The organism is Streptomyces sp. Tu 2975 (genome assembly GCF_009832925.1).
Classification (GTDB): Bacteria; Actinomycetota; Actinomycetes; order Streptomycetales; family Streptomycetaceae; genus Streptomyces.
This window is the reverse complement of sequence record NZ_CP047140.1, coordinates 753,375-779,150: the sequence shown is the minus strand read 5'-3', so window position 1 is coordinate 779,150 and position 25,776 is coordinate 753,375. Positions and strand designations below refer to the sequence as shown.

Here is a 25,776-nt window from a genome sequence, read left to right as displayed (position 1 = left end):
TCGGGCGGCAGCATAATTACGCCGCCTGAGGGCCACCCCTGGTTCCGGATGCCGCTCTTCCCTCGGTTTACGCCAGCCCGGCGCCGCCCCGGACTCAAGGCTCTGGAACAGCGCTGCGCAGCCCGCCTGGCCGCCCTCCTGTGCGACGCCTATGCCAGCCAGGAGGAGCTGGAGGCGTTCCTGGAGCACCGCACCAGCCTGTGGAACCTGCTCACCTATGCCGACGCCCGCGACGACCGCATCGAACTCGTCTCCGCTTGGATCGACGTCCTGTTCAGCATCGACGACGTATTCGCCCAGGCCTCGCCGTCCCGGATCCGTCAGCTGGGCATCCACAAGCTGCCTGCGGTCCTCGACGGCAGACCGTCCGCCGTGGACACCGCTTTCACCCGAGCCTTCGGGCAGCTGCGGGCCCAGACCCTTCCACTCGCACCCGAGCGGGTGTGGCAGCGCTACGCGCGCACGCTGCTCAAGTTCCTGGAGGCTTGCCACGCCGAACGTGACCTCGTCCAGGACCTCGCGTCACTGGACCTGCCCGCCTACGAGAAGTACCGCAACAGCTCGATCGGGGAATGCTGCTTCCCCCTCCTCGAGTTCGGCCTCGGCATCGACCTGAGCGACCGCCTGGAGAAGCTTCCCGAACTACGGCGCCTCAACATGCTGGTCGCACGCCACTGGATCGGCGTCAACGACGTCTTCTCCTACCGCAAGGAGCTCTACAGCGGCGACACCATGAACGAGATCCGGATCGCGCTCGCCGAGAACGGTGGCAACCTCCAGGCAGCCGTCGACCGCATCGCCGCGACCGTCCACCGCGCCGAAGCCGAATTCGATGGCCTCACCGCTACGCTGCGCGCCGGCGTGGCAGGCCAGGACAGCGGCCTGCGCGCCTACCTTGACGCCCTGGAGGCGATGATCGCCGGGAACCTCGAGTGGTCCTACCTCACCCCCGCTACAACGGTCGCGGCCACCGGTGGAACGGCCTGACCGATGCCACCGTCCTCCTCACTCCCGACCGCACCGTGTATCGGCCCCATGAGCACGCCCCCGTGCCGGACACCGGCGACACGATCGCCCAAGGCCGACCCTCGCAGAGGCAGCCCGCGAAGCGACGGGCGCACCCCGAGGCGACCTCGTCAGATGATTGGCAGCCGACGTGCTCTGGATCCACCCTTGAGCGTGACCGTGGACGATTCAAGATCGTTGACCGCGAATGAACAACACCAAGCGCGCACTTACCGCCTTCGCCCTAGCCGGGGCCGCTCTGACGATGTCCGGAACTGCTCACGCCGGCGCGTCTGATTACGTGCGGTTCGCCACGGCGGTCAGGGATGACCCCATTGGGTTCGTGAACTGGAGGCTTGACCTGCCGCTTCCTGATCAGTCCAACCCGGCACGGCCAGGAAGTGACACCCGCCGCCCCATGCCGGCGGGCGTAGCCTACAAGCTCGGTTCGTTCACCTCTGTGCAGCGCGAACAGGCGCCGGCCGCCGGCCACCGGAAGCTGCCGCAGATCCTGTCCACCGAGGTGGCCGAGCAGGCCGACGAGACCTGGCTCCGCCACGCCAACGCTGGCAACACTCCTAGAGTGCAGGTCTCGGGCGGCCGGTGTCCGAGCTGATGAGGATCTCTGAAATCGGCCAAGGACGCTCTTCCCTCCACTTCGGAGCGTGTGGGGAACGTGGGGAGTGACGAGCGCGTGTGAGGGCCCAGCGACCGAAGGGATACCGCATCCCGAAGGTCGCCGGGCCCTGTCGATCGGTGGCGGTCAGGCGAAGCGTTGCCCGCGGTGCTCACGGAGTCCGCCGCAGGGAGGTGATCTCGGGACCTCTGCCGGCGATGGTGGGACGGGCCACTTCCGGGGTGGCCGGCAGGGCGACGATGGTGACGGGCTGATCGCAGTGCGGGCAGTTCCGGACGGCTCCGCGCCCGCCGGCGCCGGCCTGGCGGCCGTCCGGCCGGCGGACGGGGCGACGTCACGCAGGGACGCGGAGCGGCGGGTGCTCGAGCACGCGGGGCTTGTATTCGACCAGCTGGATGCGGCCGTCGAAGGTGCGGTGCTCGATCATCTCGAGGGCAACGTCCGGATAGCCGTCGTAGATGCGTTCTTCGCCCGTGGCCCCGGTGATCACAGGGAACATCACGACCCGGAAGCGGTCGACGAGTCCGGCTCGTAGCAGGGACCGGCACAGGCTGAGGCTGCCGATCGTGCTGAGGAGCCCCGAGCCACTCGACTTCATGGCGCGGACCGCCTCGACGGCGTCGTCGCGGACGAGCGTGGAGTTGGCCCACGTCAGTGGCTCCTCGAGTGAGGAGGAGAACACCACCTTGGACGCTTGCGTGAGCTCGTCGACGGACGCCTCTTCTTCGGGCCTGAACTCGTCTTGGCCACTCGGGACCTCGCCTGCGGCGAAGCCCGACATCAGGCGGTAGGTCTTCGCTCCCATCAGATAGGTGGCCTCGGGCTGCTCGCCGAGCCATGCGAGGTACTCCGGGCCCTCGAGGCCCCAGAACCCGGGCCATCCCTCTCCCGATGCGTGGCCGTCGAGGGAGGTGATGAAGTCGACGAGAAGCTCCGACATGACGGTGTCCTTTCCTAGGTGTCACGAGCTTGGACCGGCCGGGAGCCACGAACTCGTCGGCCGCGCTGTGGAGCAACGAGAAAACCCATGATGCTGCAGCCGATCAGGTCGCGCTCGGGCCCTCGCCGGCCAGATGCGGACCGGGACGGGGTACCGCGTAGCCGTCGAGCAGCACACCTCGCGATCGCTCCTCGCCCTCGTCCCACCGCCGTCGACAGCGTCCGCCGTAGATCCGGCGCACGCTCGATCATCTGCGCCTTGCTCAACTGCCCGCCCGTACGGGCCGGCGTGGACAGTCGGGCCACCGGCCCCTGGACAGGTTCACCAGCCCGGGGCGAGCGCGAGGATCTCCTCGACCACATCCATCGCGGTCCTCGTCGCCTGGGTCGGCAGGGACCGCGACCGCTCCAGCTCCGAGGCCCGCTCGCCCTCCTCCATTACCCCAGGGAGTAAGCGGAGCCACATCCTCCGCAAGGGCTTCGTCAAGACGCGCCCTGTTGGCGTATGGGCCCCGTCAAGGGCTCTCAACCCGGGGGTGAAGACGCGGTTTGCTCATCTCGGCCGGATGGCTGAGTCCGCATCCGGCCGAATCCAACTCATCACTTCATCCAGGAGCCCGCGATGGCCGACATGGCCTTCGTCGTCACCACCTTCGCGGTTTTCGCGCTGGTGGCTCTCATCGCCAAGGGGGTGACCAAGCTGTGAGCGCCGAGAACATTGTCGGTTTGATCGTGGCCGTCGCCCTGCTCGGATATCTCGTCCTTGCCCTCATGTACCCGGAGAGGTTCTGAGCGGCACTATGAGTCCCCAATTCGCTGGTGTGCTCCAGCTGCTCGCCCTTGTCGCCGCGCTTGCCCTCGCGTACCGCCCGCTGGGCGATTACATGGCCCGCGTCTACTCCTCCGAGAAGCACTACCGACCGGAGAAGTGGATCTACAAGGCCATCGGCGCCGACCCCACGGTCGAGATGCGCTGGACCGCCTACCTGCGTGGCGTCCTCGCGTTCTCCGCCGTGAGCGTCGTCTTCCTCTACCTCTTGCAGCGCTTGCAAGGTGTCCTGCCCGGTTCGCTGGGCTTCGTGTCGATCGACCCGGACCAGGCGTTCAACACGGCCGCGTCGTTCGTGTCGAACACGAACTGGCAGTCGTATTACGGCGAGCAAGCCATGGGCCACGTCGTGCAGACCGGCGGTCTCGCGGTGCAGAACTTCGTCTCCGCGGCCGTGGGTATCGCGGTCGCGGTCGCGCTGGTGCGCGGCTTCGCCCGGTCCCGCACCGGTGAGCTCGGCAATTTCTGGGCCGACCTGGTGCGCGGCGTCGTGCGCATCCTGCTCCCGATCTCGGTGGTCGGCGCGATCGTGCTGGTCGCGTGCGGTGTCATCCAGAACTTCGCCGGCATCCACGAGGTCGGCCGGTTCATGGGTGGGACACAGGAGTGGAACGGCGGCGCGGTCGCTTCACAGGAGGTGATCAAGGAGCTGGGCACCAACGGTGGCGGCTACTTCAATGCCAATTCCGCCCACCCCTTCGAGAACCCCAACGGCCTGTCCAACCTGTTCGAGATTTTCCTGATCCTGCTGATCCCGTTCTCGCTGACGCGCACGTTCGGCCGGATGGTCGGCAGCGTCCGGCAGGGCTACGCGATCCTGGCGACGATGGCGACGATCTGGCTCGTGTTCGTCGTGCTGATGTGGGCGACGGAGTTCGCCGGCAAGGGTCCGGCGTTCGAGATCGCCGGCGGGGCGATGGAGGGCAAGGAGACCCGGTTCGGGATCGGCGCCTCGTCGATCTTCGCGGTGTCCACCACGCTCACCTCTACGGGGGCCGTGGACTCGTTCCACTCCTCCTTCACGGGCCTCGGCGGTGGGATCACCCTGCTCGGCATGATGCTGGGCGAGATCGCGCCCGGCGGTGTCGGCTCCGGGCTCTACGGCATCCTGATCATGGCGATCATCGCGGTGTTCCTCGCCGGTCTGATGGTCGGCCGGACGCCCGAGTACCTCGGCAAGAAGATCGGCACCCGGCAGATCAAGCTGGCCGCCTGCTACATCCTGATCACGCCGGCGTTGGTGCTCGGCTTCACGGCCGCGGCGATGGCGCTGCCGACCCCGGCCGGCTCGATGACGAACTCCGGCGCGCACGGCTTCTCGGAGATCCTCTACGCATACACGTCCGGGGCCAACAACAACGGGTCCGCCTTCGCGGGGCTGAACGCCGACACCCAGTGGTTCAACAGCACCATCGGCATCGTGATGCTGCTGGGCCGGTTCCTGCCCATGGTGTTCGTGCTCGCCCTGGCCGGCTCGCTCGCCGAGCAGACGCCCGTACCGAAGACCGCGGGCACGCTGCGCACCGAGAAGCCCCTGTTCACCGGCCTGCTGGTAGGCACGATCCTGATCATCACCGGTCTGACCTACTTCCCCTCCCTCGCGCTGGGGCCGCTCGCCGAAGGGCTGGCGTCATGACCACCGACGTGGAAAAGCACGACACAGAGAAGCAAGAGGACTCCATGTCCCACGCCACTTCGACCCGGGCGCCGCACAGCGACGTGCCGACCGGGCACAAGCCCGAGGTCGGCCGGGTCGCCGGCGGCCTCTTCGACCCGCAGCAGTTGCTGAAGTGCTTCCCGGACGCGCTCCGCAAGCTCGATCCCCGGGTCATGGTCAAGTCCCCGGTGATGTTCGTGGTCCTGGTCGGCTCGGTGCTGACCACTGCCTTTGCGATCACTGACCCGACCGACTGGTTCGGCTGGGCCATCGCCGGCTGGCTGTGGCTGACCACGATCTTCGCCAACCTGGCGGAGGCGGTGGCCGAGGGCCGGGGCAAGGCACAGGCGGACACGCTGCGCAAGGCGAAGACCGACACGATCGCCCGTCGCCTCACCGGTGCGGTCGAGGAGCGTGTGCCAGGTACCGAACTGCGCATCGGCGACCTGGTGGTCTGCGAGGCCGGTGACATCATTCCCGGTGACGGAGACGTCGTCGAGGGCGTCGCCTCCGTCGACGAGTCGGCCATCACGGGCGAGTCGGCCCCGGTCATCCGCGAGTCCGGTGGTGACCGGTCCGCCGTCACCGGCGGTACGAAGGTCCTGTCCGACCGGATCGTCGTCAAGATCACGACGAAGCCGGGGGAGACGTTCATCGACCGGATGATCAACCTGGTCGAGGGGGCGGCCCGGCAGAAGACGCCGAACGAGATCGCGCTGAACATCCTGCTCGCCTCTCTCACGATCGTCTTTCTGCTCGCGGTCGTCACCCTGCAGCCGTTCGCGACCTACGCGGGCGCCCCGCAGACCATGATCGTGCTGATCGCTCTGCTCGTCTGCCTCATCCCGACCACCATCGGCGCGCTGCTCTCGGCGATCGGCATCGCGGGCATGGACCGGCTGGTGCAGCGCAACGTCCTGGCCATGTCCGGCCGCGCGGTCGAGGCCGCCGGCGACGTCTCGACCCTGCTGCTCGACAAGACCGGCACCATCACGCTCGGCAACCGCCAGGCCGCCGAGATTCTGCCGGTCAAGGGCACCACCGATGCCGAGCTGGCGGACGCCGCGCAGTTGTCGTCACTCGCGGACGAGACGCCCGAGGGCCGTTCCATCGTTGTCCTGGCCAAGGAGAGGTACGGCCTGCGCGAGCGCCATCAGGGCGAGCTGGCGCAGGCCGAGTGGATCGCCTTCACGGCCCAGACTCGGATGTCGGGCGTGGACGTCGACGGCCGCAAGGTCCGCAAGGGCGCCGCCGGCTCGGTCATCGCCTGGGTCGAGGAGCGCGGCGGCACCGTCGCCTCCGACGCCGGCGAGCTGACCGACCGCATCGCCGAGGCCGGTGGCACGCCGCTGCTGGTGGCTGTGGAGGACGGCCAGGGTGCCCGGGTCCTGGGCGTCATCCACCTCAAGGACGTCGTGAAGGACGGCATGCGGGAGCGGTTCGACGAGCTGCGCCGCATGGGCATCAAGACCGTCATGATCACCGGCGACAATCCGCTGACCGCGAAGGCGATCGCCGAGGAGGCGGGAGTGGACGACTTCCTCGCGGAGGCCACCCCCGAGGACAAGATGGCGCTGATCAAACGGGAGCAGGCCGGCGGCAAGCTCGTCGCGATGACCGGTGACGGCACGAACGACGCCCCGGCGCTCGCGCAGGCCGATGTCGGTGTGGCGATGAACACCGGCACGTCGGCGGCCAAGGAGGCCGGGAACATGGTCGACCTCGACTCCAACCCGACGAAGCTCATCGAGATCGTCGAGATCGGCAAGCAGCTCCTCATCACCCGAGGTGCCCTCACCACGTTTTCGATCGCCAACGACGTCGCGAAGTACTTCGCGATCATCCCGGCGATGTTCGCGGTCGCCTATCCGGGCCTGGACGAGCTGAACATCATGCAGCTCGCCTCGCCCGAGTCCGCGATCCTCTCGGCGGTGATCTTCAACGCGCTGATCATCATCGCGTTGGTGCCGCTCGCACTGAAGGGCGTGCGGTACCGGCCGATGAGTGCGGACCGGATGCTCCGGCGCAATCTCGGCATCTACGGTCTCGGCGGCCTCGTCGCTCCCTTCGTCGGCATCAAGATCATCGACTTCGTCCTCTCGTCCGTCCCAGGAATCGGCTGACTGCGATGAACAACTCCGTAGGAAACACAACCCGGCTGCTCTGGGCGGGCCTGCGTGCTCTCCTCGTGCTGACACTCGTGTGCGGCGTGGTCTACCCGCTCGCGGTGACCGGCGTCGCGCAGGGCCTCTTCCACGACAAGGCCAACGGTTCCGAGATCACGAGCGACGGCAAGGTTGTCGGTTCCACTCTGATCGGCCAACGCTACGACCTTCCGCTGAAAGAGGGTGAGGAGAGCCCCGCACCGGACCTGAAGTGGTTCCAGCCACGTCCCTCCAACGGCCTCGGCAGCAACAGCGTCAACACCCGGTACTCCCTGATTCTCTCCGGCGCGACCAACCGCTCCGCGGACAACGAGGAGTTGATCCAGTGGGTCAAGGACGCCAAGGCCGCCGTGATCAAGGACAACTCCACGGTGACGTACACGGTGAAGTCCGCCGACGTGCCGGCGGACGCCGTCACCTCGTCCGCGTCGGGTCTGGACCCGGACATCTCACCCGAGTACGCGAAGCTCCAGATCCACCGGGTCGCCGAGCGCAACGAACTCGACGTCGCCCAGGTGGAGAAGCTGGTCGCCGACCATACCGACGGACGCATCCTCGGCTTCATGGGCGAGCCCGCGGTCAACGTCCTCGAGCTCAACATCGCCCTGAAAGACCTCGCCCAGCGGTGACGCATGCCCTGGGGCGGGCACCTGCCCGCCCCAGGGGCCGATGGTCGTTCGCTGTTCGGCAGAAAGGCGGCACGCCAATGACCCGGGTGCTGGTCGTCGAGGACGAGTCGCAACTCGTGCGGGCTCTCGTCATCAACCTGAAGGCACGTAAGTACGAGGTGGACAGTGCGACCGAAGGGGCAACGGCGCTGAGGCTCGCCGCCGGGGCGCCCCCGGACGTCGTCTGCTCGATCTCGGGCTGCCGGACATGGACGGAATCGAGGTGATCAAGGCTCTGCGCGGCTGGTCGAGGGCGCCGATCCTGGTGGTGTCCGCCCGCCACAGTTCTGACGAGAAGGTGGAGGCGCTCGACGCCGGAGCCGACGACTACATCACCAAACCCTTCGGGATGGACGAACTCCTGGCACGGCTGCGCGCTGCCGTCCGCCACCACGACACCACGACGCCCGCCGCAGAGGAGTCGGCGATCGTCAGCGCCGGCCATTTCACCGTCGACCTGCTCGCCAACAAGGTCGAACGCGGCGGGCGCGACGTGCGACTCACCCCGACGGAATGGCATCTGCTGGAGGTACTCATCCGCAACCAGACCCGGCTGACCACGCAGAAGGAGCTCCTTCAGGAGGTGTGGGGCCCTTCCTACGGCACGCAGACGAACTACCTGCGTGTCTACATGGCCCAGCTCCGGCGCAAACTCGAAGTGGACCCCTCCCACCCGCAGCACCTCGTCACCGTGCCGGGCATGGGCTACCGCTTCGAGAAGTGACCGGCCAGGCACGGTGCTCGACCAGCAAAGATCGGAACACTGAGAACCATGGGACGCGGCAAGCTCCGTATCTACCTCGGCGCGGCACCGGGCGTCGGCAAGACGTACGCGATGCTCTCCGAGGCGCACCGCCGTGTCGAGCGTGGCACCGACTGTCTCGTTGCCTTCGTGGAATGCCACGGCAGGGCCCGCACCGAGGTGATGCTGCACGGCCTTGAGCAGGTCCCGCGGAAGGAACTCCCCTACCGCGGCACCGGTTTCACCGAGATGGACGTGGACGCCGTCCTGGAACGCCGCCCGGCCGTCGCCCTCGTCGACGAACTCGCGCACACCAACGTTCCCGGCTCGCGCAACGCCAAACGCTGGCAGGACGTCGAGGAACTGCTCGACGCGGGGATCCACGTCGTCTCCACCGTGAACATCCAGCACCTGGAGTCACTCGGCGACGTCGTCGAGGCGATCACCGGCGTGCGGCAGCAGGAGACCGTCCCGGACGAGGTCGTGCGCCGCGCCGACCAGATCGAACTGGTCGACATGTCCCCGCAGGCGCTCCGGCGCCGGATGGCCCACGGCAACATCTACCAGGCGGACAAGGTCGACGCCGCGCTGTCCAACTACTTCCGGCCCGGCAACCTCACCGCCCTGCGTGAGCTCGCCCTGCTGTGGACCGCGGACCGGGTCGACGAGTACCTGCAGGAATACCGGACAGAGCACCGTGTCTCGAAGATCTGGGGCTCCCGCGAACGCATCGTCGTCGGCCTGACCGGCGGCCCCGAAGGACGTACTCTCATCCGCCGCGCCGCCCGCCTCGCCGAGAAGGGCGCCGGCGGCGAGGTCCTCGCCGTCTACATCGCGCGCAGCGACGGGCTGACCTCCGCCTCGCCCAAGGAGCTGGCCGTCCAACGCACCCTGGTCGAAGACCTCGGCGGGACGTTCCACCACGTCGTCGGCGACGACATTCCGCAGGCCCTCCTGGACTTCGCACGCGGCGTCAACGCCACCCAGATCGTGCTCGGCGCCAGTCGCCGCAGGCCCTGGCAGTACATGTTCGGTCGCGGTGTCAGCGCCACGATCGCCGTGGAATCCGGACCGGATCTCGACGTCCACATCGTCACCCATGAAGGGGCGGCGAAAGGCCGCGGCCTGCCCGTGGCACGCGGTGCCCGGCTCGGCCGCTCCCGCACCCTGTGGGGATGGATCACCGGGATCGCCGGCCCCATCCTGCTCACCCTTCTCCTGACGGGCATCGATGCCGACCTCGGCCTTGCCAACGACATGCTCCTGTACCTGTCGCTCACCGTGGCCGCGGCCATGATCGGCGGCCTGCTCCCGGCCCTGGCATCCGCAGCCTGCGGATCGCTCCTGCTCAACTGGTTCTTCACACCGCCCCTGCACCGGATCACGATCGCCGACCCGAAGAACATCGTCGCCCTCGTGATCTTCTTCGGTGTCGCGGTCGCCGTGGCCTCGGTCGTCGACGTCGCCGCCCGCCGCACCCACCAGGCAGCACGGCTACGCGCCGAGTCGGAGATCCTGTCCTTCCTGGCGGGCAGCGTACTGCGCGGCGAAACCAGCCTGGAGGCCCTGCTCGAACGGGTCCGCGAGACGTTCGGCATGAACTCCGTGGCTCTGCTGGAGCGTACGAGCGACGTGGAGCCCTGGGTCTGCGCCGGCAGCGTCGGCAGCACTCCGGTCCCACGCCCGGAAGACGCGGATGTGGACATGCCCGTCGGCGACCACATGGCGCTCGCCCTTTCCGGACGGGTCCTGCCCGCCGAGGACCGCCGCGTGCTGGGCGCCTTCGCCGCCCAGGCCGCCATCGTCCTCGACCGCCAGCGCCTCCAGCACCAAGCCGACCAGGCACGCGACCTCGCCGAGGGAAACCGCATCCGCACCGCCTTGCTCGCGGCCGTCAGCCACGACCTGCGGACCCCGCTGGCAGCGATCAAGGCATCGGTCACCTCTCTGCGCTCCGACGACATCGAATGGTCGCCCGACGACCAGGCCGAACTCCTCGCCGGCATCGAGGAAGGCGCGGACCGCCTCGACCACCTGGTCGGCAACCTCCTGGACATGTCCCGCCTCCAGACAGGAACTGTCAAGCCGATCATTCGCGAGATCGACCTCGACGAAGTCGTACCGATGGCTCTGGGCGGCGTTCCCGATGGCAGCGTCGTGCTCGACGTCCCCGAAGATCTGCCCATGGTGACGGTGGACGCCGGCCTCCTGGAACGAACCGTGGCCAACGTGGTCGAGAACGCCGTCAAGTACAGCCCCGACGGCACACCGGTCCTGGTCTCCGCGAGCGCGATCGCCGACAGGGTCGAGGTCCGCGTCGTGGACCGGGGCCCCGGCGTCCCTGACGACGCCAAGGACCTTATCTTCGAACCCTTCCAGAGACACGGGGACGCCCCACGCGGCACCGGAGTAGGACTCGGCCTCGCCGTCGCCCGCGGCTTCGCCGAAGCCATGGGCGCCACGCTGACCGCCGAGGACACCCCCGCCAGCGGCCTCACGATGGTGATCAGCCTCCCTTGCGCGGCCGGCCCACCACCCGCGCGCGACCTCCCGACAGCCGCCCCATAGGGCGTCGTCGTCGGGGAGAGCGTCGTCGACAGCCCCGATCTGCCCGGCCGCTCGACGAGTCCCTCTTCCCATCGTGCCGCCGGGCGTTCCGGACGCGCGTGGGGGCGCCGCTGTGGCACGCCACGCTCACTGGGACCGTCGCCCGCTGCGCCTGCTGGAGCCGGGGCCGCCGTGTCGGGTGACCTCCCGGCTGACCGCCGAAGTCGCGGGCGGTCGAGCCGCATCACGATCTCGGCCTGGAAGAACCCGTCGGCAAGGCCGGCCCGCGATGCGCCGGCGCTCCCCCCGCTCGGTCGGTCCACCGTCCCCCGGCATGTCGCCGGCGTTGCCTTTGCTGGCATCCATTGCAACGGTGCGTTGCGTTCACTCTCAGCGCCGTTGCATCGATTAAGCGCGCTCCACCTGCGGTTGCAAACTTTCCTGATTGACGTGATTTGAAACGCAACGTAGCTTTCGGTGCGCGCAAACGCGTAATGTCGCGAGATGAGGAATGGCCATGAGCGAATCCCTCCACACGGTCACGAAGCTGCCGACGGAGCGTCAGCCCGGTTGCCCCTTCGACCCGCCGGCAGAACTGCTCGACGCCCGCCGGCACGGCCCCATCAGCCGTTACACCCACCCTGGTGGAAAGCCCGGCTGGCTGATCACTGGCTACGACCTGGTCAGGTCGGTCCTGGCCGACTCACGGTTCAGCTCGCGCAAGGAACTCCTGAACGTGGTCGACTTCGAGCTCCCGCCGGCGCCGCCCGGTGAGTTCCTCCTCATGGACGAGCCACAGCACAGGCGCTACAGGAAACCGCTGGTGGGCAAGTTCACCGCACGCCGGATGCGACTGCTGACCGAACGCATCGAGCAGATCACCACCGACTGCCTGGACACCATGGAGAAGACCGGGCCGCCGACGGACCTGGTGACCGCGTTCGCCAAGCCCATCCCCACCATCATCATCTGTGAACTGCTGGGGGTGCCCTACCAGGACCGGGACTCCTTCCAGGAGCAGATCGACAAGTTCATGAACGGTGAGACCAGCGACGAGGACCTGGCAGCGGCCTACACCGCGACCCAGGAGTACCTCGCACAGCTGGTGGTCGCCAAGCGCGCGAACCCCACCGACGACGTGCTCAGCGAGCTCACCGACAGCGACCTGACCGATGAGGAACTGCAGGGCATCAGCCTGATCCTGCTGGCGGCCGGATTCGACACCACGGCGAACATGCTGTCCCTCGGCGCCTTCGCGCTGCTGCAGAACCCGGCGCAACTGACCGCGCTGCGTGCAGATCCCGCCCTCGCCGACCAGGCCGTGGAGGAACTGCTGCGGTACCTGAGCGTCGCCAAGTCGTTCATGAGGACGGCCCTGGTGGACGTCGAGGTCGGCGGCCGGACCATCGAGGCCGGAACGACGGTCGTCCTGTCCTACAACACCGCCAACCGCGACCCCGAGCGCTTCACCGATCCCCACGGGCTCGACATCCGGCGGGAGTCCGGCGGTCACCTGGCCTTCGGCCACGGCATCCACCTGTGCCTCGGCCAGCAACTGGCCCGCATCGAGATGCGGGTCGCGTTCTCTTCCCTGCTCAGCCGCTTTCCCACATTGCGCCTGGCCGTACCGGCCGAAGAGGTCGGCCTGCGCCCGGAGACCGCGGACATCTACGGAGTGAAGAACCTCCCGGTCACCTGGGACGCGTGACCGATGAGGACGCGCAGACCCTCCACCGCCTGGGCCTCGAGTCCGTCGCCCTCGGTACCAGGACCACAAGGGACCGGGCTCGCTCCCACCCGGCCCGTGCCGGAAGGGAGCGCGCGGGACACGGTGGGCCTCCAGCAGTTCCTCGATCCGTCCGGCCGGCGGTTTCCGCTGGTCAAGGACCGCAGTGAGCGAGTCGGCCAGGTGCGGGACGATCAGCGCGGCCGCGGTGTCGGGACGACCACGGTCTGCCCCTCCAGCGAGGTGTGGATCTCTTCGACCAGCCGCTCGGGTCGGCGCGGCCGACTCACCTGGGGACCGGTTTCAGCGGTGCGGTTGTGTCATTGCAGTTGGCTGAAGCGTTCCGTCTGGCTGGTGCGGCCGGCCACGATGATGGTGTCGTCGGCCTGGACGACGGTGTCGGCGGTGGCGTAGGTGAAGCCTTCGCCCGGGCGTTTGATGGCGACGACGGTCAGTCCGTAGCGGGTTCGGATGGCGCTGTCGCCGAGGCGTTTGCCGATGACGTCGACGGGCGGGTTGGTCTTGGCCATGGCGAAGTCGTCCTCGAACTCGATGTAGTCGAGCATGCGGCCGCGCACCAGGTGGGCGACGCGCTGTCCCATGTCGTGCTCGGGGTAGACGACGTGGTGCACGCCGAGCTGGGTGAGGATGCGGCCGTGGGCTTCGCTGATCGCCTTGGCCCATACATCCTGGATGCCGAAGGAAACGAGCAGCGAGGCGGTCAGGATGCTGGCCTCGATGTCGCTGCCGATGGCCACGACGGCGCGGTTGAACTCGTGGACGGCCAGTTGCCTCAGTACGTCCTCCTTGGTGGAGTCCGCCCGAACGACATGGGTGAGGGACCCGGACAACTGCTGGACGAGTTCGGCGTTCTCGTCGATGCCGAGGACCTCGGTGTCCTCGTCGACGAGCTCGAGCGCCAGGGCGCGTCCGAAGCGGCCCAGACCGATGACCACGACGGAGTCGTTCTGGGCGATGCGGCGGGTTCGGTGGCTGCGGTTCCTAGCCAATGACGGGTCGCTCCTCGGGCAGGTCGTACAGGCGGACGCGCCGGCGCAGGGCGAGCGCGGAGGCCACCGTGATGGGTCCGAGGCGGCCGATGAACATCAGCACGATCAGCATGACCTGTTCGGCGGTGGGCAGGTCGGTGGTGATGCCGGTGGACAGGCCGACGGTGGCGAAGGCGGAGATGACCTCGAACAGTGACTGGTCGAGGTTGATGTCGGTGAAGACCATGAACACCACCGTGGATCCGACGACGGCGGCCACCGACAGCAGCACCACCGTCAGCGCTTGGCGCTGGGTGTCGCCGTGCAGACGCCGGTGGAAGATGTTGACCGCGCTCTCACCGCGTACTTCGGCGTACAGGACGAAGAAAAGCACGGCGAAGGTAGTGACCTTGATGCCGCCCGCAGTACCCGCGCTGGCGCCGCCGACGAACATCAGGACGTCCATGCCGAGCCAGCTCGCCGGGTTCATCTGGCCGGTGTCGACGCTGTTGAAGCCTGCGGTGCGGGGCATCACGCCCTGAAAGAACCCGGCCAACAGCTTGCCCGGCGTGTCGAGCGGTCCAAGGGTCGCCGGGTTGGTCCATTCGATCGCGGTGATGAACACGCTGCCGCCGACCAGGAAGATCGCGCTCGCGCACATCACGATCTTGGTGTGCAGCGACCACGACATCGGACTGCGCCATCGGCGCCGGAGCTCGAACAGGACGGGAAACCCCAGTCCGCCGGCGATGACCGCGCAGGCGAGGGGCAGGCAGATCCACGGGTCGGTGACGAACCCCATCAGGTTGTCGGAGTAGAGGGCGAAGCCCGCGTTGTTGAACGCGGAGACGGCGTGGAAGACGCCCAGCCACAGGGCTCTCGGCCATGAATTGTCGTAGCCGGTGGCGAAGCGCAGCATCAGCACCAGGGCCGTGAGCGCTTCCAGCAGCATGCTGACCTTGACCACGCCGAAGATGACCGACCTGACCTCGCCCAGGCCCAGGGTCTTGGTCTCGGTTGCCGCGGTCAGGCGGGCCCTCAGCCCGATCCGGCGGGAGACGAGCACCACCAGTAGAGAGGCGAAGGTCATGATGCCCAGGCCCCCGAGCTGGATCAGGCACAGAATCACGACCTGCCCGAACCCGGTCCAGTAGACCGGGGTGTCCACCACGATCAGCCCGGTCACGCACACCGCGGACACCGACGTGAACAGGCCCTCCAGCAGACTCGCGCCCCCGGGCCCCCTTCTGGCCACCGGGAGCATCAGCAACAAGGTGCCGACCACGACCGCCGCAGCGAACCCCGCCACGACGACCTGTGCCGGATGCCGTGGACGTGGCCACCGCCGACTCACCACGGCAGCTCCACACTGCCGCCGGACCACAATTCGATCATTCGCACCGCACGACGATAACCACCTGAACACCCTTTTATACGCCTCCCTGACGCGAGCGCCGCGCACCTATACGCAGCCCTGACGTGTCAGGCTCACCCCAGGCGCCAAGTCGCGGCCTAGCGTTCCCCCATGACCGCTTCACACCTTGAGCCGACAGCACCGGTGACCCGAGTAGCGCCCGGGCCGCCCAACTGCTCGAGGGAGGGCGTGTGAAGGGTGCCGGGAACGGCCGCGGTCTCCGGCTCGCCATCGGCGCGCTCAGCCTGGCCGGGGCGACTCTGATGGTCTGCGGCTTTCTCATCGAGGCGGGGTGGCTCGTCGGAGTCGGCGGCTGGACAGTGATCGCCGCCGTCCTCATCGCTTTCCTCTACCGCCCCGGACGCCCTCCGGGCGGCCTGTAACGACGAGCGGGCAGTTCACCACTCCGATGGGCGTGGGAGGGATGCCGGCATCCGCCCCGCACGGGACGCTGGCTGATGGCCGGCATTCTCACGCGTCGAGGCCGGCGACGTCGACACACGGGAGTCGGGGACCATGGGCCGATGCAAAAGCCGTTTGCTTGGAGCCTTGGTCCTCGTCGGTGTCCTGGCGGTGTCGGCATGCGAGTCGCACCGCGACACCGTGGTGTCGAGCGGCAGCGACAGCGGAGCTCTCGACGCGTCGACCGCAGCCAAGGTCGAAGAGATCGTCCGCCGGTTCCAGGACACCAACCGCACCCCTGGGGTCCTCGTCGGCATCTGGAGCCCGAACGGGACCTTCATCAGTGCCACCGGCGTCGCCGACCTCGCGACCCGGGAGCCCCTCCGAGCGGACATGCAGTTCAAGATCGCGAGCCAGACGAAGACGTTCACGGCCAACCTCGTCCTGCAACTGGTGGGGGAAGGGAAGGTTGCCCTCGGCGATCACATCTCCAAGTGGGTGGCGGGTGTGCCCAACGGGGACCGGATCACGATCCGGCAGCTCCTCAACCACACCAGCGGCCTCGCCGACGGTTTCACCTCGCCCACCGTCCAGGGGAAGATCCCCACAGGCTGCACCGTCGAGGAGCTCCTCGACGCGGAGGCGAAATTCCCGCCCGTCGCACCTCCCGGCACCAAGTGGTCGTACAGCAACTACGGTTACAACCTGCTCGGCCGCGTAGTGGAGCTGGCCGGCGGCCAAGACCTGAGCACCGCGGTCCAGCAGCGCATCGCCCGACCGCTCGGACTCCGTCGCACCCTGCTCCCGACGTCGGGCAACGGCCTCAGCAAGCCCTTCACGCATGGGTACGGGCTGGGCGATGTGGGCCCCACCCAGGCACCCACCGCTGCCGATGACGCGACAGCCGTCCCGGCGTCGTGCCTCTGGGCACACGGAGCCATGGTCTCGACACTCTCGGACATGCGGATCTGGTCCCGCGCCTTGGCGACCGGTGCGCTGCTCAAGCCGGCGGTCTGGGCCGAAGCAACCAATAACCCGATCCCCTTCGTCTTCACGGGGAACTACAACGGGCCCGGCAAGTGGCGCTACGGACTGGGCTTCGTCGAGTCCGGCGGGTTCATCGGCGGAGAAGGCAGCTTCGCCGGCTACGAGTCCACCACCATGTACTCGCCCAAGCTCCAGACGGCCATCCAGGTGGTGTCCACCAAGAACCCCAACGCCATCACCCCTCCTCCGATGTTCCAGGCCCTCGCCATGGCGGTCCACGGCACCGATCTCGGCTTCGGCCTCACACCTGAACAGGCGCTCGCGCCCGCGTTCACAGGAGCGGCGGGATAGTCGGGCACCCGGCCCAGGAAGCCGCCCCGGCAAGGCGCGACCGTCGGCGTCAGCACGGACGGCGACGGAGATCCCACAGATGGACAGCCGCTCCGCGCTCATTGCCCACCCGTCAGCAGGGGGAGCCGGCTTGGTCGCCTGCCACCAGCTGATACTGCACGCTCACCTAGGGGATGGCGGCGATGACGAGGGCGGCGATCGGGGTGCTGCTGAAAAGGGACGGCGCAGGTGGTCGATCGGGCCGTGCCCGACTGCGACGCCTTTCACGGCGCAGCAGTGCTTGTGTCGCGAGCGGAGCTCCTGGACCGGCTGGGCACCGTGTCACCCGCCCGGGAGGACGTGGCGTGGGTGACATCGTCGTTGCGCGACGCCGTCTCGCAAGACTCGGCGCCTGAGCGCTTGTGTCCTGCGGACAGGCCGGACAAGCAGACCTCGCTGCCTCGCTGTTGCACGGCTGCGGCTGCGGCCGCAGCGCGTCGGCGGAGGCGGGCACAGGCGCGGCCGGTCCCGGCGTACCACTGAACGGCGAGCACGGTGGCGAGTCCGATCTCGACAAGATCGCCGCCGTAGTACATCAGCACGGCGCCGCTGCGCAGGTCGGAGGGGGCGAAGTGGGTGCCGGGCGGGGGCGTGGCGTACAAGGACTTGGCCAGTACGGCGTGGGCCGCTCCCGCGAGCAGAAGGGTGGAGCCTCGCCAGGCCAGGCCCCAGGACCGGCGCACCGGGTCCAGCCGGCAGACCGCGAACGTGAACAGCAGACCGGCGGCCACGACGTGCGTGTGCACAGCGGCATACATCAGCATGTGCTGGTGGCCCTGCGCCAGCAGGTCGGTGCGGTGAATCACCCACAGACCGCCGACGTCGAGCACGGCGGCTGTGGGCGGAAATACCAGCCAGGCCACGGGCCGGGAGTGCGCCACAGCCAAGAGCGCACGGCGGGTGCCACGGGGAGGGAGGACCCGTAGCGCGAGAGTGAGCGGACGGGCGAGGACCAGGAGCAGCGGCGCGGCCATGACCACGATCAGGTGGTGGATCACGTGGGCCGTGAACGGTCCGCCGGGCAGGGCGACCAGCAGCACGTACGCGATGCCCGCGCCGCCCGTCGTGAACGACGCGTCCCTGACCCACGGCCACGCGTCACCGCGCCGGCGCAGTCGAACGGCGGCCGCCAAGTACCCCGCCACCGCCAACAGGGAGACCGCGGCCGTCACCGTCCCGACCGGTCCCCCGATGCCTGAGGGGTGAATGCCGGCGGATGTCACGGTTCGGCCGGCCCCCTACGCCGTTGGCGGGCCGCGCGCACCGCGAGCACCGCACCGACGGCGAGCAGCACGAGGGCCGCCGCGTTCCATGCGATGTCGTAGGGGGCGATGTCGACGCCGTAGCGGATCTGGTGCAGACGCAGCAGTTTGTGGTCCACGATGCCGTCGAACAGCTGGAAGCCCCCGAGCCCCAGGAAGAACCCCGCCCAGGCATGCGGCCGGACGAGAGATCGCCGACGACACAGATCGGCGAAAAGGAAGAGCCCGGCCACCAGCCCCGTCAACTCGGCCGTATGGAGCAGGCCGTCGGAAAGCAGTCCCACGGACGAGGTGGATCGGTCGTAGAAGTGGTGCCAGCCCAGGATTTGATGAAAGAGGATCTCGTCCACCGCGGCCATGACTGCCGCGCCGATCAGCGCGCAAACTGCCATCGACCGTCCCGGCTGCGGCTCGGACACCTCTCGCGGCGATTCACTCATCACTCCGTACCTCTTCCCCGGCGAACAGGGCCGCTCTCCATGCGACAGGTTGACCGGTATGACTTCGCATCCGTGGCGTCGGCCGCCCACTGAATCTCATCGCGAGTCGGCGAGAGGAACAGATACCGCTCATGCGCGGTGATCAGCCGCTTGAACCGCGGATGAACGGTCCGCTCGATCGAGGTCACAATCCCGCCCCATGCCCAGACGACAACGACATCACGACCAACGACACCGAGCCGAACGGGTGGCGGGGCGGGGCACTCAGGGCTCCAAGATCATCTCATTGTCCCTCGACCCGTATCTCGGCGCTGCTGGAGCGTGCCGACCGCGGCTACGCCCGCTTCCTCGCCGTCCAGGCCCCGGACGCCGGCGCCGGCGCCGGCGAAGGACGACGCGGCGGGCCGCCGATGAGCGACACGCACGTTGTTCTCTACGACCCCAGGGCCTGATCGAGGCCCAAGTTCCGCTGGACCGCGCCCCGACGAAGCGCTCGTCACCGCCGTCCTCGTGCGGGAGAACCCGAACCTCACGCCCGCGACTACGAGCAGTTCGCGCTCGAGCCGACCGGGCATGACCGCGCGGTCGCCGCTGACGTTGAGCGCCACGCCGCTTCCCTGCCGAAGAACGACGGCCGCGGCACCTTCGCCGAAGTAATTCTCCGCGGATCCGCCGGACGCCTGGCCGCACCGATACATGGCACCGCCCGCTGCGTCCAGAACCGCACCGCCTCGTACGGGCGCACCCGGCTGGACCGCCTCACCGAGCCCCTCCCTGCCGCCACGTAGCCCAAGGGGAGTGGCCCGACTTCCCCATCGTTGCGCACTGGCGACCACGGCATCGTGATCCTCACAGTGCTCCATACGTGGGCGTTCTCGTGGAGAGCGGGGAGCTGTCCGTGTAGCGTCAGGGCAAGCTGTCATGGTTCCGAAGTACCGATCGCCCATGAGTACTCGTTCACGGGCGATTCTGCTGTTCACAGTCTCTGAGGACCAGGGCGATCACCTCCGGTTTTCGCACAGTGCGGAACCGATTCGAGTCCCCTTGGAGGGCAACATGGCTACCGGAACCGTTAAGTGGTTCAACGCTGAAAAGGGCTTCGGCTTCATCGAGCAGGACGGCGGGGGCCCGGACGTCTTCGCGCACTACTCGAACATCGCCAGCTCGGGATTCCGCGAGCTCCAGGAAGGCCAGAAGGTCAAGTTCGACGTCACCCAGGGCCAGAAGGGCCCGCAGGCAGAGAACATCACTCCCGCCTAGACACCCCTGCGCCCGCCCAGGACACGTCCTCGGCGGGCGCTGTGTGTCGGCTTCTGTCTCGTCGGCGACTACGGAGCCTTGCTGAAGTAGCCGCAGGCGATACGGGTCACCATGTCCAGACGGCCCCGGCACAGCCGTACGGCGATCCCCACTCCGCCGCCGCGTCTTCCACTTCACGGCGCAGGTCGTGCCGGACCTGGGGCGACTCCACGCCGGGCCGGCGGCGCACTGCGGTCGCGGCGACGTCGACCTCCGACAGCCGGTCGGTTCGGAGAGCTGCGGCCTGCCCTTGTGGTCGGCAACCAAGGTGCCGGCCTTGGCCGGCCAGCTGGGCCTGCCGCAATGGGACAAGGCCCTGACTCAGTACGCCCAGCAGGCCGACGAGGCCAAGATGAGAACCTCGACTTCATCGGCGTGGTCCTCTCCGAAGGACTCGCCGTCCGTGAAGACCGCCGCTTCCCCACCGGCCTGCGGATCTCGAAACCGCCCCACCACAAGACACTGGACGACTACGACTTCTCGTTCCAGCCCGAGCTCGATCCTCGCACGTACTCAGCGGTGCACTTCCAGAAGTACGCCGACAGCACTCAGCCGACCCCGCGCAGCCCCATGCAATAAGTGTGACGCAGTCCGATCGCGCACCTCAGCACAGCAACAGCCCACCCCCTGGTGAACTGTCCGGCAGGGCTCCGCGTCAGGCCGTGGGCGGCGTCTTCCTCTCCCAGCTGTCGGTGCTGCCTCGCCGCCACGGGTGATGCGGGGTCAGCGTGACGAGTGACCAGATCAGGAGTGCTGGGCGTCCACCCGTCGTGGAGGCGGTCCGCCACGTGCTGCAGTTCGGCACCGACGTCCAGGTCGTCAGCCCCCCGAGCCCGGGCGGAGATCTCCCGCCTCGCCGGTTCCGTACACTGAGAAGAGTGGAGGACCACATGGCCACCGGGATCGGTGCACGTCCGGCGCCCGCCTTGCGGCAGTACGTCGACTCGTACGGCGGTTTCGACCTCCGCGGGCTCCCCACGGGGGTGCACTGCGGCCCGCCGAGCCGCGTGCTCACTGCGGTGATCAGCCTGTCAGACCCCATCGAGGTGGCGGCGGGCGTTGACGACGGGTCACCGGTCACCCGATTCAGCAGCATGGCCGGCGGTCTGATGTGCCGGTCCGTCGCGATCCACCACGACGGACGCCAGCAAGGTGTGAAGGTATCGCTGACACCGCTCGGGGCTCGGGCCATCTACGGCATGCCCGCCGCTGTGCTCGCCCACCGGCTGGTCCCGCTTGACGAGCTTCTCGGAGCGCTCGGCGTCGAGCTGGTCGACCGGCTCCGAGCGGCAACGACATGGGCGGCGCGCTTCACCGCGCTGGACGAACTGCTCCTCCGAGCTGTCGGCCGTGGCGCCGGAGGCGACCCTGTGCGCAGGGTGCGCCCCGAGGTGGCCGAGGCCTGGCGCCGCCTCGTCGCCGCGCGGGGCTGCGTCCAGGTCGGTGCGGTCGCCGCGGAACTCGGCTGGAGCCGTCGGCACCTCACCGAGAGGTTTCGCGGTGAACTGGGCCTGTCGCCGAAGACCCTCGCCCGAGTTCTGCGCTTCGAGCACGCGCACGAACTGGCGACGGCGCAGAACCCGCCCGCGTGGGCCGATGTGGCGACCATCTCCGGCTACGCCGACCAGGCCCATCTCGTTCGGGACTGGCGCGAGTTCACGGGCCGATCGCCGACGGCCTGGCGTCGCAGCGAAGTCCTCCTCGGAACCGGGTAGTCGCCGACCGACTGCCCATCGTGTCGGCGTCTGTTCCCATTCCTTCAAGACCACGCGATCGCTGTCGCGTGACGATCGTCAGCATGAGACTCGTCAACCACGAACGCAACGCCATCGACCTGCGGACCACCCCCGTGCACCTCGGGCTGGGATCAAGAGCGAGACCCGTCGAGGGCTTCGCCTGGGACCCGGAGGTGCTCCAGGCCTACAGCGCCGCTGTCACGGCAGACGGCGCCGAGGGCCGGATGGTGATGATCTTCGACGGCGACGGCGACGGCCGCGGCGACCATTGGGAGAACCACCCTGCCGGCGACGAACTCGTCGTTTGCCTCAGCGGATCAGTGACGGTCACCCGCGACGTCGACGGGGTGCCCGACCGCGTTCTGCTCGGGCCGGGCGAAGCCACCATCAACCCCGCCGGGATATGGCACGCGGTCGACACGGCGGGGCCGACGTCCATCCTGACCGTCACCGCCGGCATCGACACCGAACACCGTCCTCGGACGGACACCCGCCCGGCCGAACGCGTCGGCACGCCCGGCCCGGGAGCGCCGTGACGACACGCATCGCGTGCCTCGGCGACAGTCTCACCCGCGCGCAGCTCAGCGTCGACTACCTGGACCTTCTCGGACGACGCCACCCTCCCGGTGACGTGCAGCTTGCCCGCTTCGGCGCCAACGGTGACTTCACCTACAACCTCTTGCAGCGCCTCGATGCTGTCGTCGCGGACCCGCCCGACGTGATCACCGTGCTGATCGGGAGCAACGACGCCCGAGCGAGCCTTGCCGGCTACCCCGTCGAGCAGGCCATGAAGCGCAAACAGCTCCCCGAGCGCCCGTCAGCCGGCTGGTTCCAACAGTGCCTGGGAGCAGTGGTCGAACGGCTGCGAGCGGAGACCGACGCGAGGATCGGTCTGCTGTCGCTGCCGGTTCTCGGCCAACAACTCGACGGAGCAGCGGCGCAGGCATCGCAGGCGTACAGCAGGATGATCGCCGAGGTCGCCGCCGGCAACGAGGTGACCTACCTTCCGCTCCACGAGCGCCAGATCGAGGAACTGCGCCAAGCGGACCCGCCGCCGATTCCGTACCGGGAGGTGACGCCCGCGGCGGGCGTCGGCGTCCTCGTCCAGCACGCTGTGCTGCGTCGCAGTCTCGACACGATCTCGCGGCGCCGAGGTCTCGTGCTCACGACCGACCACGTCCACCAGAACAGCCGCGGCGCCACCCTTGTCGCTGAGGTCATCGACACCGGTCTGCTGACCCGCAGCACGTAGCTGGTTCCGGCGCTGCGGCCAGTTGGACGCGATCCACCGCACGTGGAGGTGGCGTGCGAGCCGGACGAGGGTGCCGGCGGTGAGCACGCCGGCACCGGCGATGACGAGGTGGCCGCCGAGCGGGACCGGCACCGCGCCCGCCCCGCCAACGGCGTCAGCCCCTGGGCTCCGGGCCGACCAGGACTTGCCTCAAGACCGCCGAGGCCGCAAAAAGGCTGACCACACACCCAGGAGCACGCGGGCGGCAGAGGCCTCCCCGGGCGCGAGCGGGCCGAACGTACCGGCTACTGTCCTGCGCTCTAGGGGAGGACAATTGTGAATCACACGCGCGCCCAGAAGCTCGAGCAACCGCACAGACCCGGTCGACGTCTGACGGCCCTGGCCGTCACCACCGTTATCGCGGCCACCGGGGGGCCTTGGCCGCCGTCCCGGCCACGGCCGCGACGAGTACCACCGGCACGGGCACCACCGCCACGGTGCCGGCGATCGCTGCCGACGCGAGTCCGCAGGAGGCGACGGTACGGTTCCCGCTGAACGCGGAGGTCGTCAGCGCCGGCACCACCGGCTTCCTGTCCCGGACCAACGCCGGCACCCCCGAGTACCGCTGGACCCGGTACGCGGACGGCACGTCGACCGTGCTTCCCGCCGCCGCCTCGGTCACCGGCGGAGCCTCGGACATCGTGGTGACGGGGGACGATGCGGTGAGTCTCAGCCGGTTCCTGAAGATCTACGACATGGCCGTGCCGTCGGCCGCGCCGGTGGAGGTGGACCTCGCCGAACTCGGCCCGGACTACTGGTTCGCCGGCACCATCGGCTCGACTGTGATCGTCATGCTGGAGAAGCCTGAAGGAGGCTGGCTGCCCCACCTCCTCACCGTCGAGGGCGGGTCCCTGACCGACCGGGTAGTGACCGGCATGCCGTCGAGTGTCTGCGACCTCAACGAGACCGCGTACACCGTGAACACCGCCGTGTTCGACTGCGGGCTCGGGATGAACGAGGTCCGCGGCAAGGTCGTCGTCGATCTCGCCACGGCCACTGCCGTGTCCGGGCACGTCCAGGAAGGCGATCCTTGGCGCTTGTTCGAGGCCGCTGTCTCCGACACCCATGTGGCGTGGCACGAGGCGAACGGCTCGACCCGGACGATCCATGTCGCCCGCCACGGGACGGCGGAGCGGAAACAGCTCGAGGCGAAGGCCTACTACGGCGATGACTCCGGCTACTCGGCGACTGGGTGACGCTGGGTGAGCCGCGCACCATCGAGTGGGGCGGGGGGGCGTACGGCGGCGTGGACCCCACGCCCCCGAGGCCCTTGGTCGCCGTGTCGGCGGGGACCGGCGAGACGGTCGAGCTCCTTACGCACGTTTCGTCCTCCGCCCCAGCCCCGGACGGTTCCCTGATGGTGCGGGGCGGCACACCGGCTACGGGCGAGGGCCTCTACCGGGTCGCCCTCGGCACGAACGGGAAGCCGGTCGCCACGCTCGTCGCGCCGACCGGTCAGGCGACCGCCGTGACCCTTCTCGGCAGCTCGGTCCCGACCGTGGTCAGCGGTGAGCAACTCGCCAAGGGCGTCGATCTGAACTGGGACCTGTCCCGGGGTGACGCGTACGCGTGGGCGACGCTGGTCCACGTACGGACCGGCCAGCGGAAGCAGTGGCCGCTCGTGAGCGACGGTGGAACGCCGGCTCGGCGGACGGTCGGCATGCGCTGGAACGGCAAGGAGCTGTCGAGCCCCGACTCCACTCGCCCCGCCCTCAACGGTGAATACACCTGGGAGATCATCGCGCGGCCGGACGACGGTATCGGCCCGGAGCTGCGGGCCAGCGGACGGTTCACCGTGACCCGTCCCGTAGCCGTGCACGACTACGACGACAACGGCACTCCCGATGTGTTCGTCCGTGACCCGCGGGGTGGTCTGGCGCGCGTCGGCATGCAGCCGTCGGCGGCGGGCGACAACGTCGTCCATGAGGGCGCCTGGAACGTCGGCGGTGGCTGGCAGGTGTACGACCGGATGGAGTCCGTGGGGAACGTGGCGGGCACGTCGGTGAGCGACGCGATCGCCCGGGACAGGAGCGGTGTGCTCTGGCTCTACGAGGGCACCGGCCTCGGAACGAGGCCGTTCCAGACCCGGACGAAGATCGGCGGCGGCTGGCAGGTGTACGACCAGCTCGCGGGCGGCAGCGACCTGACCGACGACGGCAGGGCCGACGTCCTGGCCACCGACAAGTCCGGCGTCCTCTGGCTCTACAGCGGTACCGGCAACGTCAAGGCCCCCTTCTCCGCGCGGAAGAAGATCGGCGGCGGCTGGGGGATCTACAACCAGCTCACCGCCGCGGGCAACCTCGCCGGCGCAGCGGCCGGAGACCTCGTCGCACGCGACAAGGGCGGTGTCCTCTGGCTCTACCTCGGCAAGGGCGACGGCACCTTCGCCACCCGCACGAAGATCGGTGCGGGCTGGAACACGTACAAAGACCTCATCGGCATCGGTGACGGCAACGGCGACGGCCGCCCCGACCTGCTCGCGCTGAAACAAGGAACGAGCACCGGGTCGTACTTCTACGCGGGCACCGGCGACTGGCGAGCGCCGTTCAGAGGCGCGAAGGCCAACGCCGTGCTGCTGGACGATCTCTACTACGAGACCGGATTCTGACACCTGAGGCCGAGGCCGGAGCGGGCCACGCGCATACGCGCGA

At 68.6% G+C, this 25,776-nt stretch carries 22 protein-coding genes and 1 pseudogene; 18 read left to right on the top strand and 5 right to left on the bottom strand.

The features are described from left to right. Positions 1-48: 48 nt before the first annotated feature. On the top strand, positions 49-987 hold the full coding sequence (locus tag GLX30_RS03345; RefSeq protein ID WP_159683318.1) for a hypothetical protein: 939 nt from the start codon (positions 49-51) through the stop codon (positions 985-987). 226 nt (positions 988-1,213) lie between these two features. Then, positions 1,214-1,621, top strand: a complete 408-nt coding sequence (locus GLX30_RS03340; protein WP_159683317.1) for a hypothetical protein — start codon at positions 1,214-1,216, stop codon at positions 1,619-1,621. A gap of 355 nt (positions 1,622-1,976) precedes the next feature. Here GLX30_RS03340 and GLX30_RS03335 read toward each other — a convergent pair whose 3' ends face one another. Beyond that, on the bottom strand, positions 1,977-2,582 hold the full coding sequence (locus tag GLX30_RS03335; protein WP_159683314.1) for a dihydrofolate reductase family protein: 606 nt from the start codon (positions 2,580-2,582) through the stop codon (positions 1,977-1,979). Positions 2,583-3,283: 701 nt separating this feature from the next. Between GLX30_RS03335 and kdpF the strand changes: the two genes are divergently transcribed. The 7 genes and pseudogenes from kdpF (at position 3,284) to GLX30_RS03300 (ending at position 12,897) form a co-directional block, all read left to right on the top strand. Then, on the top strand, positions 3,284-3,373 hold the full coding sequence (kdpF, locus tag GLX30_RS03330) for a K(+)-transporting ATPase subunit F (RefSeq protein ID WP_159683311.1): 90 nt from the start codon (positions 3,284-3,286) through the stop codon (positions 3,371-3,373). Positions 3,374-3,381: 8 nt separating this feature from the next. Beyond that, positions 3,382-5,046 carry a potassium-transporting ATPase subunit KdpA gene (gene kdpA, locus GLX30_RS03325; RefSeq protein ID WP_159683308.1) on the top strand — a complete coding sequence of 555 codons (1,665 nt, stop codon included), beginning with the start codon at positions 3,382-3,384 and terminating at the stop codon, positions 5,044-5,046. Next, positions 5,043-7,190 carry a potassium-transporting ATPase subunit KdpB gene (gene kdpB, locus GLX30_RS03320; RefSeq protein WP_159683305.1) on the top strand — a complete coding sequence of 716 codons (2,148 nt, stop codon included), beginning with the start codon at positions 5,043-5,045 and terminating at the stop codon, positions 7,188-7,190. The genes kdpA and kdpB overlap by 4 nt, the downstream gene beginning before the upstream one ends. Positions 7,191-7,195: 5 nt before the next feature. After that, positions 7,196-7,861: a potassium-transporting ATPase subunit C gene (locus GLX30_RS03315; protein ID WP_159683303.1), complete on the top strand. Its 666-nt coding sequence runs from the start codon at positions 7,196-7,198 to the stop codon at positions 7,859-7,861. A gap of 77 nt (positions 7,862-7,938) precedes the next feature. Continuing rightward, positions 7,939-8,624, top strand: a pseudogene (locus GLX30_RS03310) (response regulator). A gap of 48 nt (positions 8,625-8,672) precedes the next feature. Beyond that, entirely contained in the window at positions 8,673-11,210 is a 2,538-nt protein-coding gene (locus GLX30_RS03305) for a sensor histidine kinase KdpD (protein ID WP_159683300.1), read from the top strand. A 496-nt stretch (positions 11,211-11,706) separates the two neighbouring features. Beyond that, the gene (locus GLX30_RS03300; protein ID WP_159683297.1) at positions 11,707-12,897 is read left to right on the top strand and encodes a cytochrome P450; all 1,191 of its coding nucleotides are present in this window, start codon (positions 11,707-11,709) and stop codon (positions 12,895-12,897) included. A 338-nt stretch (positions 12,898-13,235) separates the two neighbouring features. On the opposite strand, the gene GLX30_RS03290 is transcribed toward GLX30_RS03300, so the two are convergent. Further along, on the bottom strand, positions 13,236-13,925 hold the full coding sequence (locus GLX30_RS03290) for a TrkA family potassium uptake protein (RefSeq protein WP_244257984.1): 690 nt from the start codon (positions 13,923-13,925) through the stop codon (positions 13,236-13,238). Beyond that, positions 13,918-15,258, bottom strand: a complete 1,341-nt coding sequence (locus GLX30_RS03285; RefSeq protein ID WP_347879802.1) for a potassium transporter TrkG — start codon at positions 15,256-15,258, stop codon at positions 13,918-13,920. The genes GLX30_RS03290 and GLX30_RS03285 overlap by 8 nt, the downstream gene beginning before the upstream one ends. A 251-nt stretch (positions 15,259-15,509) precedes the next feature. Here GLX30_RS03285 and GLX30_RS03280 point away from each other — a divergent pair, with 251 nt between their 5' ends. After that, complete coding sequence (locus GLX30_RS03280) at positions 15,510-15,701, top strand: hypothetical protein (RefSeq protein ID WP_159683293.1); 192 nt, start codon at positions 15,510-15,512, stop codon at positions 15,699-15,701. A gap of 166 nt (positions 15,702-15,867) precedes the next feature. After that, positions 15,868-17,058 (top strand): serine hydrolase domain-containing protein, encoded by a 1,191-nt coding sequence (locus tag GLX30_RS03275; protein ID WP_159683290.1) that lies wholly within the window; start codon positions 15,868-15,870, stop codon positions 17,056-17,058. Between the two features lie 263 nt (positions 17,059-17,321). On the opposite strand, the gene GLX30_RS03270 is transcribed toward GLX30_RS03275, so the two are convergent. Continuing rightward, the gene (locus GLX30_RS03270; protein WP_244257982.1) at positions 17,322-18,269 is read right to left on the bottom strand and encodes a cytochrome c oxidase assembly protein; all 948 of its coding nucleotides are present in this window, start codon (positions 18,267-18,269) and stop codon (positions 17,322-17,324) included. A gap of 47 nt (positions 18,270-18,316) precedes the next feature. Next, entirely contained in the window at positions 18,317-18,799 is a 483-nt protein-coding gene (locus GLX30_RS03265) for a DUF2243 domain-containing protein (RefSeq protein WP_244257981.1), read from the bottom strand. Between the two features lie 1,056 nt (positions 18,800-19,855). Here GLX30_RS03265 and GLX30_RS03260 point away from each other — a divergent pair. The 7 genes from GLX30_RS03260 (at position 19,856) to GLX30_RS03230 (ending at position 25,733) form a co-directional block, all read left to right on the top strand. Beyond that, the gene (locus GLX30_RS03260) at positions 19,856-20,059 is read left to right on the top strand and encodes a cold-shock protein (RefSeq protein ID WP_143600196.1); all 204 of its coding nucleotides are present in this window, start codon (positions 19,856-19,858) and stop codon (positions 20,057-20,059) included. A 414-nt stretch (positions 20,060-20,473) separates the two neighbouring features. Beyond that, the gene (locus GLX30_RS34595; protein ID WP_208545348.1) at positions 20,474-20,677 is read left to right on the top strand and encodes an ATP-binding protein; all 204 of its coding nucleotides are present in this window, start codon (positions 20,474-20,476) and stop codon (positions 20,675-20,677) included. Between the two features lie 299 nt (positions 20,678-20,976). After that, on the top strand, positions 20,977-21,813 hold the full coding sequence (locus GLX30_RS03250; protein ID WP_208545347.1) for a helix-turn-helix domain-containing protein: 837 nt from the start codon (positions 20,977-20,979) through the stop codon (positions 21,811-21,813). A gap of 83 nt (positions 21,814-21,896) precedes the next feature. Continuing rightward, positions 21,897-22,370: a cupin domain-containing protein gene (locus GLX30_RS03245; protein WP_159683287.1), complete on the top strand. Its 474-nt coding sequence runs from the start codon at positions 21,897-21,899 to the stop codon at positions 22,368-22,370. Continuing rightward, positions 22,367-23,086, top strand: a complete 720-nt coding sequence (locus GLX30_RS03240; protein ID WP_159683284.1) for a GDSL-type esterase/lipase family protein — start codon at positions 22,367-22,369, stop codon at positions 23,084-23,086. The genes GLX30_RS03245 and GLX30_RS03240 overlap by 4 nt, the downstream gene beginning before the upstream one ends. A 416-nt stretch (positions 23,087-23,502) precedes the next feature. Continuing rightward, positions 23,503-24,321, top strand: coding sequence for a hypothetical protein (locus GLX30_RS03235; protein ID WP_159683281.1), 819 nt, complete (start codon positions 23,503-23,505; stop codon positions 24,319-24,321). Further along, positions 24,318-25,733, top strand: coding sequence for an FG-GAP-like repeat-containing protein (locus GLX30_RS03230; RefSeq protein WP_159683278.1), 1,416 nt, complete (start codon positions 24,318-24,320; stop codon positions 25,731-25,733). Before GLX30_RS03235 ends, GLX30_RS03230 begins: the two co-directional genes overlap by 4 nt. Positions 25,734-25,776: the final 43 nt, after the last annotated feature.